Source organism: Achromobacter sp. 1014246743 (assembly GCF_059760725.1).
The window spans coordinates 1-12,672 of sequence record NZ_JCBANA010000032.1 but is presented as its reverse complement, the minus strand read 5'-3'; the positions used below and the strand labels follow the sequence as shown (position 1 = coordinate 12,672).

Genomic DNA, 12,672 nt, shown 5'->3' with positions numbered 1-12,672 from the left:
AACCGGCGCGCATCATGTCGCGGCCGATCGGGATAAACCCCAGGTCAAGGGGACCGGGTGCGTAAGTATCAGTACCGCGCATATCGCGCGGCACCGGGATAGAGGAAAGGATCATGTCTACTGCCTTAAACAGACTTGGCGCGCTTGAAGCCGCGCGCAAGCTGCAACGGCGCGAATTGACTGCGGTGCAATTGGTGCGTGCCTGCTTTGCGCGCATCGAGCAACGCGAAAACACCGTCCACGCCTGGACGGCGCTGCAGAAGCAGGCCGCCCTGGACCATGCGGAAGCGCTCGACCGCGGTGCCCTGCGCGGGCCGCTGCACGGCCTGCCGATAGGCGTGAAAGACCTGTTCGATACCGCCGACCTGCCGACCCGCTATGGCTCGCCCATCTACGAGCGGCACAATCCGGGTCTGGACGCCGCTGCCGTCGCCCTGTGCCGGCACGCCGGCGCCGTGGTCATCGGCAAGACGGTCACCACCGAATTCGCCACTTACCAGGCCGGGCCCACGCGCAATCCGCGCAACGAGGCCTACACGCCCGGCGGCTCGTCCAGCGGTTCGGCCGCGGCCGTGGCCGACGACATGGTGCCCTTCGCGCTCGGTTCGCAGACCGCGGGCTCCATCGTTCGTCCCGCATCGTATTGCGGCATCGTCGGCTTCAAGCCCACCTTCGGCGCCATTCCGCGTGCCGGCGTGAAAAGCCTGGCCGAATCGCTCGATACCGTAGGCGGTTTTGCTCGCTCGGTGCCTGACGTCGCCTTGTTTGCATCCGTGCTGATGCGCGATCCGCGCATGTTGGACCTGGCCTACGACGGCAAGCCGCGCGTGGGCATGTACCGCAGCCTGCAGTGGCGTCACGCGCAAGCCGAAACCAAGGAAGCCTTCGCCCAGGCCGCGGCCACGCTGTCGCGCGCCGGCGCCCAGGTCGAAGAAGTGCCGCTGCCGCCCGAAGACTGCATGCTGGTACAGCTGCATTCGGACATCATGGCATTCGAGGCCTCGCAGTCGCTTGCCTACGAGCGGCTGGAACACGCCGCGCAGCTCAGCGCCAAGATCCAGGCGATTCTCGAGGCGGGCTCGCAGATCACCGCCGAAGAACACATCAAGAACCTGGCGCGGGCCGCGGACGCGCAGGCCCGGGTCGACCGCTGGTTCGACAAGTACGACATCCTGCTCGCGCCCAGCGCCAGTGGCGAGGCGCCCTTCGCCGATCTGGGCACGGGCGATCCGCAGTTTTCCCGGGCCTGGACGCTGTTCGGCCTGCCGAGCCTGAACCTGCCCTTCGCCACCGGCCCGCAGGGGTTGCCCGTGGGTCTGCAGCTGATCGGCCCCCGCTACGACGACCATCGCACCTTGGCCATCGCCGCCTGGGTGCATGAACGCCTGCTGGCCGCGCGTGAACCCGATATCGGTGCGTCCGACATGTGGCCGCGCGGCTGATTTCGCGCGGCCCGCGCCTCGCGCAAACAGAAAGCCCGCCGGATACAGGCGGGCTTTTTCTTGTGCAGCACGGCCTCATGGTAAGAGGCCGGCGTTGGGGGGCGACGGCGGTAAGCCCGCCCCCTGCTTCCGGGTTGCGGATCACGCGGCCTCGGCGGCCTCTTGTTCGGTGGTGGCGACGGCGCCCGCGTTGATGTGGCGGTTCACGGCGCTCAGCACGGCCTGGAAGGACGCGGTCACGATGTCGCGGTCGATGCCTACGCCAAAGCCCGTGCTGGATTCACCGACGCGCAGTTCCACGTAGGATGCGGCGCGGGTGTCGGTACCGGTGCCGATGGCGTGCTCGTGGTAGTCCATGATGCGCACCGGCACGTCCAGCGCGGCCACGAAGGCCGAGATCGCGCCGTCGCCCTTGCCCGTCACGATGCGGCGTTCGCCGTTGTATTCGAGTTCGGCTTCGATGCTGAAGTGCTGGCCTTCGCCGGCCGACGGATTGCCGTCGATGCGGTGGCGGATCAGCTTCCACGGCGCCTTCTGTTCAAGGTATTCGCGATTGAAGATCGTGTGCACGTCGTCGGCCGTGACTTCACGGCCCGTTTCGTCGGTGACGCGCTGGATGGCGCGGCTGAATTCGATCTGCAGGCGGCGCGGCAACACCAGGCCGTGTTCCTGTTCGAGCAGGTACGACACGCCGCCCTTGCCCGACTGGCTGTTCACGCGGATCACGGCGTCGTAGCTGCGGCCGAGATCGGCCGGGTCGATCGGCAAGTACGGCACTTCCCAGACGGCGTCGGGCTGCTGCAAGGCAAAGCCCTTCTTGATCGCGTCCTGGTGCGAACCGGAGAAGGCCGTGAAGACCAGGTCGCCCGCATACGGATGGCGCGGGTGCACGGGCAACTGGTTGCAGTACTCGGCGCAGCGGCGCACTTCGTCGATGTCCGAGAAGTCCAGGCCGGGATGCACGCCTTGCGTGTAAAGGTTCAAGGCCAACGTGACCAGGTCGACGTTGCCGGTGCGCTCGCCGCTGCCGAACAGGCAGCCTTCGATGCGATCGGCGCCGGCCATGACAGCGAATTCGGCGGCGGCCACGGCCGTGCCGCGGTCATTGTGCGGGTGCACGCTGAGCACGATGCTGTCGCGGCGCGCCAGGTTCTTGTGCATCCACTCGATCTGGTCGGCGTACAGGTTGGGGCTGGTGGCTTCGATGGTGGCGGGCAGGTTCAACACCATCTTGCTTTGCGGCGTGGGCTGCCATACATCGGCCACGGCGTTGGAGACTTCCAGCGCGAATTCGGGTTCGGTGGTACTGAAGACTTCGGGCGAATACTCGTAGCGCCATTGCGTTTCGGGGCGCTGCGCCACGTATTGCTTGATCAAGCGCGTGCCGGTGGTGGCGATGTTCTTGATCTCGTCCTTGGTCATGTTGAAGACGACCTTGCGGAAGGCCGGCGCGCAGGCGTTGTACATGTGCACGATGGCTTGCTTGGCGCCCGCGGCCGCTTCAACGGTGCGGCTGATCAGGTCTTCGCGCGACTGGGTCAGCACGATGATGGTCACGTCGTCGGGAATGCGCTTTTCTTCGATGAGCTTGCGCACGAAATCGAAGTCGGTCTGCGAGGCCGACGGGAAACCCACTTCGATTTCCTTGAAGCCGATCTTGACCAGTTGTTCGAAGAAGCGGAGCTTGCGCTCGACGCTCATGGGTTCGATCAAGGCCTGGTTGCCGTCGCGCAAGTCGGTGCTCATCCAGATCGGCGGCTGCGTGATGCGGCGGCTGGGCCAGGTGCGTTCGGAAAAGTCGCGGGCAAACGGCGCGAAGGGGACGTATTTGGTGGCGGGGTTGGCAAGCATCATCACTACACCTCGATCAGTTCTTTCGGTTGGGTGCTGAATCCGGATGGCATGCGGCCGATAGGCGCTCTGATGCCAAGGGGTTCGCCGAGTCTGGCGAGGGGATTCAGTTTTGAAAAAGGGAAATCGCGTGTGGCAAGCGTGGCTGCCGAGCTACCACGGGGACACTAGGCCCGGCAACCGATCGGTAGGTATAGCGATAGCGCGATGGACGAGATCGAAGCGCGCAGGCCGGCAACCGGAGCGGCAAAGCGTCCGGTGGCAATCGCGAGGGGGGTGCGGTAAGCGGCCATAGGTTGCTAGTCAAACATACTTTTCGGGCAAGCGCAAATGAAAGCGCGAAAAAAAGCCGGGGACAGATGCGTCCCCGGCGGGCGTCATTGCGTCTGCATGTGGCCGCTTTTCACGACCTTGCCCAGGCGTTCGCGTTCGTTGGCGGCGAAGTCAACGAAGCTGGCGCGCGAGCCGCCGCCCGGCTCGATGCTGCTCTGGCGCAGCGCGTCCTGCACTTCCTTGGTCTGCAGCGACTTCTCGACGGCGGCGTTCATCTTGTCCAGCACGTCGGCGGGCGTGCCGGCCGGCGCGTACAGGCCGGCCCAGTGGCCGATGCGGATGGCGGGGAACCCCAGTTCGGCGGTGGTGGGGATGTCCGGCGCGCTGGCCATGCGCTTGTCCCAGGTGGTGGCCAGCGCCTTGAGTTTGCCGGCCTGGATCAGCGGCAGCGTGACGATGCTGGCTTCCGAGGTCGCGTCGACCTGGTTGCCGATCACCGCGGTCACGCCTTCCGAGCCGCTCTTGTAGGCGATGGGTTCGACCGGCAGGCCGGTGGCTTCCTTGACCATCTCGGCCACGAAATGCGGCGTGCTGCCGTTGCCGGCGGTCGAGAACGTGATACGGTCCGTCTTGGCTTTCTTGGCGCGCTCGACGAAGTCCTTCAGGTCTTTCGCGGGGTTGGACGGGTTGGCCACGATTACCGACGGGGTCACCGTCAACAGCGCGACCGGGGTCAGTTCTTCGTCTTTGTAGGGCTGGTCCGACCGGATCAGGCTGTTGGTCACCGTGCCGTTGCTGCCCACCAGGTAGGTGTAGCCGTCGGCCGCGCTGCGCGCGACGTGCGCGGCGCCGACCACGCCACCGGCGCCGGGACGATTTTCCACGATGACGGGCTGGTTCAGGGTCGAGCCCACCGCCTTGGCGATGATGCGGGCGACCAGGTCGTTGGCGCCGCCGGCGCTGAAGGGCGCGACGAACGTGATGGGTTTGTCGGGCCAGGCGGCGGATGCCGGGGCGGCGACGAAAGCGGCCGAGCAGGCCAGCAGCAAGCCGGCGGCATACCGGGCAGGGGTGCGGAACATGAAAAACAACTCCAGGGGGCCGGCCGCGCATCCGGCGTGTCTCGTCAGCCGGGTGGTTTTATTGGATGGGTGCGCGGCCCGCGGTTGCGCGAGCCTGGAGGGCCAGTATAGGGGAGCCCGGCTGGCAGGGCACTGAAACAATCAGGCCGCCTCGCGGCGGCCTGGATGCAGGAAAATTGTCCGGGAAAGATGGCTTAGCGGGCCGGGCCGCCGATGCGCGGTTCGATGTAGCGATCGCGTTCGCCGCGGGGTTCGGCGCGGGTGTCGCGGCGGTCGTCGCGGGGCGGCTTGGCGGCGGCGCCTTCCAGGATGTCGGCCTGTTCGGCCACCATGGCGATCTTGCCGATGCGGTTGTGGCGGATTTCCGACAGCGAGCGTTGCAGGTCGCCGACGGTGAACGGCTCTTCGCGGCTACCCCAGGTCCAGCGCAGCACGCCCAGGGATTCTTCGGACAGCTGGGGCACCAGGTCGGCCAGCACGCCGGTGCTGACCGGCGTGGCACGGCCGGAGGCCAGGCTGGCCGACAGCCAGGCGCGCACGATGAAGAAGACGATCAGGGTCCAGATGCCGGCGACGACCCACCAGAGGTACGGATTGACCTTCTGGACCATGTCCATGGTGGGCTGGCCCAGCGAATGCAGGAATTCGTAGTTGACGCGCTTGCCGAAATCCAGGATCCAGGAGGCGGCGAGATACCAGACGATCACCGCGACGGCGATCACGATCGCACGCACGAGGACTCTGGGAAGCGCCAGTTTGAGCAAGGTCTGACCGATCAGTCGGCAATCCTGGCGAACGCGTGCGGGCGAAGTCTGATTCATCATGCAAAATATTGTACCTATGACCCGTCCAATTTTAGAACTGCGGCCTGGCCAGCATCTGACGCTGACCCCTCAACTGCAGCAATCCATCCGGTTGCTGCAGCTGTCCACGCTCGATCTCGAGGCGGAAATCTCGCAAGTGCTTGCGGATAATCCGTTGCTGGAACGCGACGACGAACCCTCCTCGGTCGAGACGCAGGCCGAATCCGAGCGCGAATCTTCGGTGCAGGACGACGAGCCGGCCGCCGAACGCGAGACGCCGGTGGATGAAATGCCGGGTTCGGGCGGGGTCTATCCCGATGATGATTCCAGCCTGCCCGAGGCCGCCCGCCCCGACACGCTGCGCGAACACCTGCTGGGCCAACTGGTCCTGACGCGCGCGGCGCCACGCGACGCCACGCTGGCGGCGCTGCTGATCGACGAGCTGGACGAAAACGGCTACCTGGGCTCGCCCCTGGAAGAGATCCTGGGTTGGCTGCCGGCCGATGCCGAGCCCGATCTGGACGAACTGCGCGCCGCGCTATCGCTGTTGCAGTCGTTCGACCCCATCGGCATCGGCGCACGCGACATGTCGGAGTGTCTGCTGTTGCAATTGCGCAACCCGGATCTGTCGCGGCTGCCCGAGGCGGCCGACCCCAAGGTGCTGGGCTGCGCCCGGCTAGTCTGCAGCCAGCATCTGGCGCTGCTGGCCACCGGCAACAACGCCCGCCTGTGTGCGGCCGTGGGCTGTGACGAGGCCACGCTGCGCGCGGCCCACAGCCTGATCCTGCGTCTTGAGCCCCGTCCCGGCCGTGCTTGGACGGTGCCGGCGGCCGACTACGCCGTGCCCGACGTCATCGTGCGCAAGACGCGTCGCGGCTGGCAGGTGACGCTGAACAGCGCCGCCGTGCCGCGGCTGCAGATCAACGGGCTGTATGCGCAAATGTTGAGCAACCAGAAGGAATCCGCCCACGCCGGCCTGCAATCCCAGTTGCAGCAGGCCAAGTGGATGATCCGCAACGTCGAGCAGCGCTTTGACACCATCCTGCGGGTGGCCCAGGCCATCGTCGATCGCCAGACGGCCTTCTTCAGCCAAGGCCCGGCGGCCATGCGGCCGCTCATCCTGAAGGACATCGCGGGCGAGCTGGGCCTGCACGAATCCACCATTTCACGCGCCACAACGCAGAAGTACATGCTCACTCCGTTTGGCACGCTGGAACTCAAGCGCTTCTTTGGTGCGGGGGTGTCCACGGACGGCGGCGATGCCACCTCGGCCACGGCCGTGCAGACTTTCATCCGCCAGATGGTGGCCGAAGAGAACCGGGCCAAGCCCCTGTCCGACAGCCAGATCATGGAAAAACTGGCTGACCAGGGCATCGTCATTGCCCGCCGGACGGTGGCGAAGTACCGCGAAGCGCTACGCATTGCGCCCGCCGCGCTGCGCAAGGCGCAGGCCTCGGCCCGCTGAAAACAGGGACGGACTTTCTGGAAAACGTCCCTTATTTCAACGGGTTGCGTGACGAATCGGTTGCAAATTTTTTTGCATGCGGGGACTTGTCAGTACCGGAATAATTTTCGATAATTATTCTCATGTACATTTGCGTATGTAATGCCATCACGGAACGCCAAGTCCGCGCCAGCGTGGACGCGGGCGCGACGTCGCTTTCCGACCTGCAATTCGAGCTGGGCGTCGCCACGTGCTGCGGCTGCTGTGCGGCTACCGCCGCCGAATACCTGCCGGGCGGCCGCTGCTCCAGCGTGTGCGACGTGCGCTCGATCGCCGTTCCGGTCAACCCGCCGGCCGCCATGGCCGAACCGGGCGCGGCCGCGGCGAACAGCAGCTATCCGGTCATCCAGGTCGCCGTCGCCTGAACGGCGGCGTCCCCCTCGGCTCGCTGGCCTGGTCCCGCGAGCCGTCGCATTTCTGCTTCACAAAACTCCCTGATCGTTTCCCCCAGGTCGCGCACCGCCTCACGTGCGGGTTGCGACACGCATAGCGCCAGCTCGGACGACGGTACGGCGGGAAACGCCTCGTCCACCTGACGGTGCCCCGCTGCCATGCAGCGCCGTTCCAGCAAGGCCACCCCCAAGCCCCCGGCCAGCGCGGCCTGCAGCCCCATCAGGTTGGGGCTTTCGTAGGCGATGCGCCACCGGCGCCCGGCCTGTTCCAGCGCGTGAATGGCACGGTTGCGATAGATGCATCCCTGCGGAAAAGCCACCAGGGGCACGGGTTCGCTCGCGGTCGGCAGTTCGCCCGGGCCGGCAATCCAGTGCAGGTGCTCGGGCCATGCGGCCAGTGCCGCGCCCACGCCCGGTTCGCGCTTGAGCAGCGCTATGTCCAGGTCGCCGCGTTCCAGGCTGCGAGTGAGGGCGACGGTCAGGTCGCAACGCACGGACAGCTGCACGGCCGGGCGGGCGCGGGTAAATTGCGCCACCACGGCGGTCAGGGTGTCGGCCGCGAAGTCGTCCGGAATGCCCAGTCGAATCACCTCGACCCGCTTGCGCCCGCTGACCGCCTCGCGCACCTCGGTGGACAACGCCAGCATGCGTCGGGCATAGCCCAGCAGGCGTTCGCCGTCCTCGGTCAGGTGCACCTGGCGGCCGTCGCGCACGAACAGCGCGCATTCGAGCATCTCTTCGAGCTTGCGGATCTGCTGGCTGACGGTGGACTGGCTGCGGTGTACGCGCTCGCCGGCCCGGGTGAAACCGCCCGCGTCCACCACCGAGACAAAGCTGTGCAATAGATCCAGATCCAGCATGGCAATCGCCTTTCCATTGGTTTTTCAAATACTTTTGATCCAAATAAAGCGTTTGTCAATGGATAGGGCCGCGCCCAGAATGGGCTCCTCATTCCTGCCTGTCTACCTTGGACCTGCCCATGAAGGCCTCCTCTGCCCTTCCCGCCTCGCTTCCCGCGGCCTCACCCGACGGCACGCCCATGGGCGTGGCCTGGGCGCCCATCGCGGCCTTTTGCTTTCTGTGGAGTTCGGCATTTGCCGCGGCCAAGATCGCGGTGCGCGACTGCCCGCCGTTGACCCTGCTGACCGTGCGCTTCCTGATCGCGGGAGCATTGATGCTGGGGGTGGCGGTGGCCAGCGGCCGCTGGTCGCGTCCCAGTGGCCGTGACGTGGCGGCGCTGGTGCTGTTGGGCGTGCTGAACAACGCGCTGTACCTGGGTCTGAGCTGGAGCGGCATGACCACCGTGTCGTCGGCGTTCACGGCCGTGCTGATCAGCACCAATCCGCTGTTGATCGGTGTGCTGGCCGGGCCGGTACTGGGCGAGCGGCTGGGCTGGCGCAAGTTGCTGGGATTGTGCCTGGGCCTGGCCGGCGTGGCGCTGGTGTTGCGGTCGCGCCTGTCGGGCATGCAGGAGGACCTGCACGGCACGCTGCTGGTCACGGGGGGCCTGGTGGCACTGGTGGCCGGCACGCTGCTCTACAAGCGCCTGAAGCCCGCGACAGGCCTGTGGACGGCCACCGGCATTCAATCATTGGCCGGCGCCGTCGCGCTGTTGCCCATTGCCCTGCTGCACGACAACCTTGCCGAGGCGCGCTTCACGGCCAGTCTGTTCTGGAGCATGGCCTACATGATCGTGGCGGTGTCGATCGGCGGCTACTACCTGTGGTTCATGATCCTGGGCCGCGCCAGCGCCACCGCCGCCAGCGCGCTGCATTTCCTGATGCCGCCCCTGGGCCTGCTGTTCGGCTGGCTGGTGCTGCGCGAATCAGTGTCGTGGCTGGACTTGCTGGGCATCGTGCCGATCGCGCTCGGTATCTGGCTCGCCACGCGGCGCGCCCCTTGAGATGCAGGGCGTGCACGCGCGGGGTCCTACCAGGCCGCCATGGCGCGCGGATCTTGGGGCGAGGCCACACGCGGCGCGATCATTGCCGCGGGTTGTTCTGGCACAACGCGACGCGGTGGCGGAAATCGGTGCGCAAACGTGCCGAGGGATTGCTTGAACACGGCGTGATGCGGCCGTGAATGAGGGCCGATTCATGCCATGCGCGCGCTCACAAGGCGCAGATAAGCTGCGCCGTGCCTGCAAATCATCACGCACACATACTCATTCTCATTTGTTTGTCGCTTTCTTGTAGCGCTCGTAAAGCGGTTTACCAAATGCGCGCCAAGGCTAGTCGCGGCCCCGCGCAGGATGGTAGTCTGCCGGGGTTGCGTACTCGCGGCATCGTGCGCTTCTTGTCGCGATGCGATGCGCGTCGCGCCTGACTGCAAGGAGTCCATTATGAAAGGCGATAAAACCGTCATCCAGTTCCTGAACAAGCAACTGACCAACGAACTGACGGCGATCAACCAGTATTTCCTGCATGCGCGCATGCTGAACCACTGGGGCTTCGACAAGCTGGGCAAGCACGAATACGAAGAGTCCATCGGCGAAATGAAGCATGCTGATCGTCTGATCGCGCGCATCTTCATGCTCGATGGCCTGCCCAACCTGCAAGACCTGCACAAGCTGCTGATCGGCGAAGACGTGCCTGAGCTGCTGGCTTGTGACCTGAAGCTGGAACAAGCTGCACACGCCACCGTCAAGGAAGCGATCGCGCACTGTGAATCCGTGCGTGACTACGTGTCGCGCGATCTGTTCCAGGACATCCTGGACGACACGGAAGAGCACATCGACTACCTGGAAACCCAGATCGACCTGATCGACAAGGTCGGCCTGCAGAACTACCTGCAAAGCCAGATGTCCGTGCCCGAGTGATTGCCATCGCGGCATGAAAATGGCGCCCCTGGGGGCGCCATTTTTTTTACCCTCGCGCCCTGCGCGACAAGGTCGGTGGGCTTACTGCGGACGGGCCGGGCATTCGGCCATGGTGCCCCAGGCACGATTGGGCGCACAGTACTTGTTGCGCGCCGCCCAGGAACACGACGGGCGGTCGAAGAATCCTTGCGAGGCACACTGCGCCAGTTCGCGCTTGAGCGCATCTTGCCAGCCGGGCGCGCCAGGCGCCGGCGACGAGTTGGGCGGGGGGGGCTGCACCATCTGCGGGTTGCCGTAGCCGCCGGCCTGCACTTGGGCCGGCGCTTGTTGGGCCTGGCCGCCATTGACGGCGGTGCCGGTGCCGGGCGCTTGCAGATCGAGCGTGCTGACGTCGGACGACCCCTGCGGCAGCGGCACTTCGGAAGCGGCGGCGATTTCGCGCGCCTGTTCCTGGGTGATGCGTTCGCGCGAGAGCTTCACGGCCGGGTCGCTGACGGTATCGAACAGGGACACCGTGTTGATGGCCCATTCGCGGTCGGCGGGCTTGTCGGGCACGCCGAGCGTGCCGTCGATGCGCGGCTGCGGCGGCTGGGCCACGTAGGGACGCCCGTTGGCGTCGAGCACGGGCTGCTGCGACGCGGCCGCATCCTGGCCGGGCGCAGGCGCGGCGGGCGGCGCATGCGCCACCAGCCAATCACCCAGTTGAATACCGCCCCAGGCCGACGCGCCGAGCGCCAGCAGAAGCGTTGCGAATAATAAACGCCAAGACATTGCTACCCTCATGTGCCGTGCGGTACCCGAACGGGTCTACGCCTTGTCTCCGAAGACCTTGCCGCCGTGCTCTCGCATGGCGTGGAATTTCACATCCGGATACAGTTCCTCGGCCACGCGCAACTGCGCGGGAGAACTGATCAAAAACGCCGCCGCATCGACCACATCATAGGCGATATGAGCCGCATTGGCATCCATGAACTTGCGCAGCGCCTTGGGGTTTTCAGACGTAATCCAACGTGCCATTGTGTAGCGCGAAGGCAGCATCCGGGCGTCTACGCCGTACTCGGTTTTCAAGCGGTGGGCGACCACTTCGAACTGCAGTTGGCCGACCGCGCCGAGCAGCAGCGAGCCGCCGGCAGCCTCGGGACGGAACACCTGGATGGCGCCCTCTTCGCCCAGCTGGGTCAGGCCGGTACGCAATTGCTTGGTGCGCAGCGGGTCCTTCACTTCAACCGCCTGGAACAGTTCCGGCGCGAAGAACGGCAGGCCGGTGAACTGCAGGGTCTCGCCTTCGGTCAGCACGTCGCCCAGTTGCAGCACGCCGTGGTTGGGAATGCCGATCACGTCGCCGGCATAGGCTTCGTCGAGCAGTTCGCGGCGCTGCGACAGGAACGACACGACGTTGTTGGGGCGCATTTCCTTGTTGGTGCGCGCGACCTTCAGGCGCATGCCGCGTTCGAAGCGGCCGGAGCTGACGCGCACGAAGGCGACGCGATCGCGGTGGGCCGGGTCCATGTTGGCCTGCACCTTGAAGACGACGCCGGTGAACTTGGGTTCTTCGGGTTGCACTTCACGCTGCAAGGCCATGCGCGGGCCAGGCGGCGGGGCCTGCTCGACCAGGGCGTCCAGCACTTCCTGCACGCCGAAGTTGTTGATGGCCGAACCGAAGAACACCGGGGTCTGCTTGCCGGCCAGGAATTGCGCGCGGTCGAACGCGGGCGCGGCTTCGTTGATCAGTTCGATCTCGCCGCTGGCCTGTTCGAAGGCCGAGCCGAAGCGGCGGCCGATCTCGGGGTTGGACAGGCCTTCGATGAAGTCGTCATTGTCCGAGCGGCGCTCTTGTCCGGGGCGGAACACGCGCATGCGGTCGCGGCGGATGTCGAACACGCCGCCGAAGGCCTTGCCCATGCCGACGGGCCAAGAGAATGGCACGGCGTCCATGCCCAGGTGGCCTTCGATTTCGGACAGCAGTTCGAGCGGCTCGCGCACTTCGCGGTCCATCTTGTTGATGAACGTGATGATGGGGGTATTGCGGGCCCGGCAGACCTGCAGCAGGCGGATCGTCTGCGGTTCGACGCCGTTGGCGGCGTCGATCACCATCAATGCGGCATCCACCGCCGTCAGCACCCGGTAGGTGTCTTCGGAGAAGTCCTGGTGGCCCGGGGTGTCGAGCAGGTTGATGACGCAGTCGCGGTATTCCATCTGCATCACCGAGGACGCCACGGAAATGCCGCGCTGCTTTTCGATTTCCATCCAGTCGGACGAGGCGTGGCGCGACGCCTTGCGCGCCTTGACGCTGCCGGCGATCTGGATCGCGCCTGCAAACAGCAGCAGCTTTTCGGTCAGCGTGGTCTTGCCCGCGTCAGGGTGGGAAATGATGGCGAACGTGCGGCGCCGCGCGACTTCTTGAGGGATGTTCATGATCGGAGGATTCTACTCAACGCCGCATTTCAGTCCGGCGCGGTCCGGTATCGTGCATCAAAACAAGCGGGGCACGCGCCGCTGCCGGCGCG

General features: G+C 65.8%; 11 protein-coding genes. 5 read left to right on the top strand and 6 right to left on the bottom strand.

Annotated elements, in window-relative coordinates:
- Positions 1–113 precede the first annotated feature (113 nt).
- Positions 114–1,442 (top strand): amidase, encoded by a 1,329-nt coding sequence (locus AC6LJ2_RS15030; protein ID WP_263912778.1) that lies wholly within the window; start codon positions 114–116, stop codon positions 1,440–1,442.
- A gap of 141 nt (positions 1,443–1,583) precedes the next feature.
- Here the strand turns inward: AC6LJ2_RS15030 and leuA are convergent, their stop codons facing one another.
- The 3 genes from leuA to AC6LJ2_RS15015 all read right to left on the bottom strand — a co-directional run bounded on the left by leuA (position 1,584) and on the right by AC6LJ2_RS15015 (position 5,472).
- Positions 1,584–3,296, bottom strand: coding sequence for a 2-isopropylmalate synthase (gene leuA / locus AC6LJ2_RS15025; protein ID WP_263912779.1), 1,713 nt, complete (start codon positions 3,294–3,296; stop codon positions 1,584–1,586).
- A gap of 374 nt (positions 3,297–3,670) precedes the next feature.
- Positions 3,671–4,648, bottom strand: coding sequence for a tripartite tricarboxylate transporter substrate binding protein (locus AC6LJ2_RS15020; protein WP_498151634.1), 978 nt, complete (start codon positions 4,646–4,648; stop codon positions 3,671–3,673).
- Between the two features lie 194 nt (positions 4,649–4,842).
- The gene (locus tag AC6LJ2_RS15015) at positions 4,843–5,472 is read right to left on the bottom strand and encodes a hypothetical protein (RefSeq protein WP_498151633.1); all 630 of its coding nucleotides are present in this window, start codon (positions 5,470–5,472) and stop codon (positions 4,843–4,845) included.
- Positions 5,473–5,488: 16 nt separating this feature from the next.
- Between AC6LJ2_RS15015 and rpoN the strand changes: the two genes are divergently transcribed.
- Positions 5,489–6,916 carry an RNA polymerase factor sigma-54 gene (gene rpoN / locus AC6LJ2_RS15010; protein WP_445657944.1) on the top strand — a complete coding sequence of 476 codons (1,428 nt, stop codon included), beginning with the start codon at positions 5,489–5,491 and terminating at the stop codon, positions 6,914–6,916.
- 122 nt (positions 6,917–7,038) lie between these two features.
- Positions 7,039–7,320: a (2Fe-2S)-binding protein gene (locus AC6LJ2_RS15005; protein ID WP_006392288.1), complete on the top strand. Its 282-nt coding sequence runs from the start codon at positions 7,039–7,041 to the stop codon at positions 7,318–7,320.
- On the opposite strand, the gene AC6LJ2_RS15000 is transcribed toward AC6LJ2_RS15005, so the two are convergent.
- On the bottom strand, positions 7,290–8,207 hold the full coding sequence (locus AC6LJ2_RS15000) for a LysR substrate-binding domain-containing protein (protein WP_498151632.1): 918 nt from the start codon (positions 8,205–8,207) through the stop codon (positions 7,290–7,292). The genes AC6LJ2_RS15005 and AC6LJ2_RS15000 overlap by 31 nt on opposite strands.
- A 119-nt stretch (positions 8,208–8,326) precedes the next feature.
- Here AC6LJ2_RS15000 and AC6LJ2_RS14995 point away from each other — a divergent pair, with 119 nt between their 5' ends.
- Both AC6LJ2_RS14995 and bfr read left to right on the top strand, forming a co-directional pair.
- Entirely contained in the window at positions 8,327–9,250 is a 924-nt protein-coding gene (locus AC6LJ2_RS14995) for a DMT family transporter (protein ID WP_445657945.1), read from the top strand.
- 438 nt (positions 9,251–9,688) lie between these two features.
- Positions 9,689–10,165, top strand: coding sequence for a bacterioferritin (bfr, locus tag AC6LJ2_RS14990; RefSeq protein WP_445657946.1), 477 nt, complete (start codon positions 9,689–9,691; stop codon positions 10,163–10,165).
- Between the two features lie 81 nt (positions 10,166–10,246).
- On the opposite strand, the gene AC6LJ2_RS14985 is transcribed toward bfr, so the two are convergent.
- Both AC6LJ2_RS14985 and AC6LJ2_RS14980 read right to left on the bottom strand, forming a co-directional pair.
- On the bottom strand, positions 10,247–10,948 hold the full coding sequence (locus AC6LJ2_RS14985) for a hypothetical protein (RefSeq protein WP_445657947.1): 702 nt from the start codon (positions 10,946–10,948) through the stop codon (positions 10,247–10,249).
- A 24-nt stretch (positions 10,949–10,972) separates the two neighbouring features.
- Entirely contained in the window at positions 10,973–12,580 is a 1,608-nt protein-coding gene (locus AC6LJ2_RS14980; protein ID WP_263912786.1) for a peptide chain release factor 3, read from the bottom strand.
- Positions 12,581–12,672 lie beyond the last annotated feature (92 nt).

Excerpts from the sequence above, each read along its gene's own strand:
- AC6LJ2_RS15030 (WP_263912778.1), top strand. The coding sequence starts at position 114 with ATGTCTACTGCCTTAAACAGACTTGGCGCGCTTGAAGCCGCGCGCAAG.
- leuA (WP_263912779.1), bottom strand. The coding sequence starts at position 3,296 with ATGATGCTTGCCAACCCCGCCACCAAATACGTCCCCTTCGCGCCGTTT.
- AC6LJ2_RS15020 (WP_498151634.1), bottom strand. The coding sequence starts at position 4,648 with ATGTTCCGCACCCCTGCCCGGTATGCCGCCGGCTTGCTGCTGGCCTGC.
- AC6LJ2_RS15015 (WP_498151633.1), bottom strand. The coding sequence starts at position 5,472 with ATGATGAATCAGACTTCGCCCGCACGCGTTCGCCAGGATTGCCGACTG.
- rpoN (WP_445657944.1), top strand. The coding sequence starts at position 5,489 with ATGACCCGTCCAATTTTAGAACTGCGGCCTGGCCAGCATCTGACGCTG.
- AC6LJ2_RS15005 (WP_006392288.1), top strand. The coding sequence starts at position 7,039 with ATGTACATTTGCGTATGTAATGCCATCACGGAACGCCAAGTCCGCGCC.
- AC6LJ2_RS15000 (WP_498151632.1), bottom strand. The coding sequence starts at position 8,207 with ATGCTGGATCTGGATCTATTGCACAGCTTTGTCTCGGTGGTGGACGCG.
- AC6LJ2_RS14995 (WP_445657945.1), top strand. The coding sequence starts at position 8,327 with ATGAAGGCCTCCTCTGCCCTTCCCGCCTCGCTTCCCGCGGCCTCACCC.
- bfr (WP_445657946.1), top strand. The coding sequence starts at position 9,689 with ATGAAAGGCGATAAAACCGTCATCCAGTTCCTGAACAAGCAACTGACC.
- AC6LJ2_RS14985 (WP_445657947.1), bottom strand. The coding sequence starts at position 10,948 with ATGAGGGTAGCAATGTCTTGGCGTTTATTATTCGCAACGCTTCTGCTG.
- AC6LJ2_RS14980 (WP_263912786.1), bottom strand. The coding sequence starts at position 12,580 with ATGAACATCCCTCAAGAAGTCGCGCGGCGCCGCACGTTCGCCATCATT.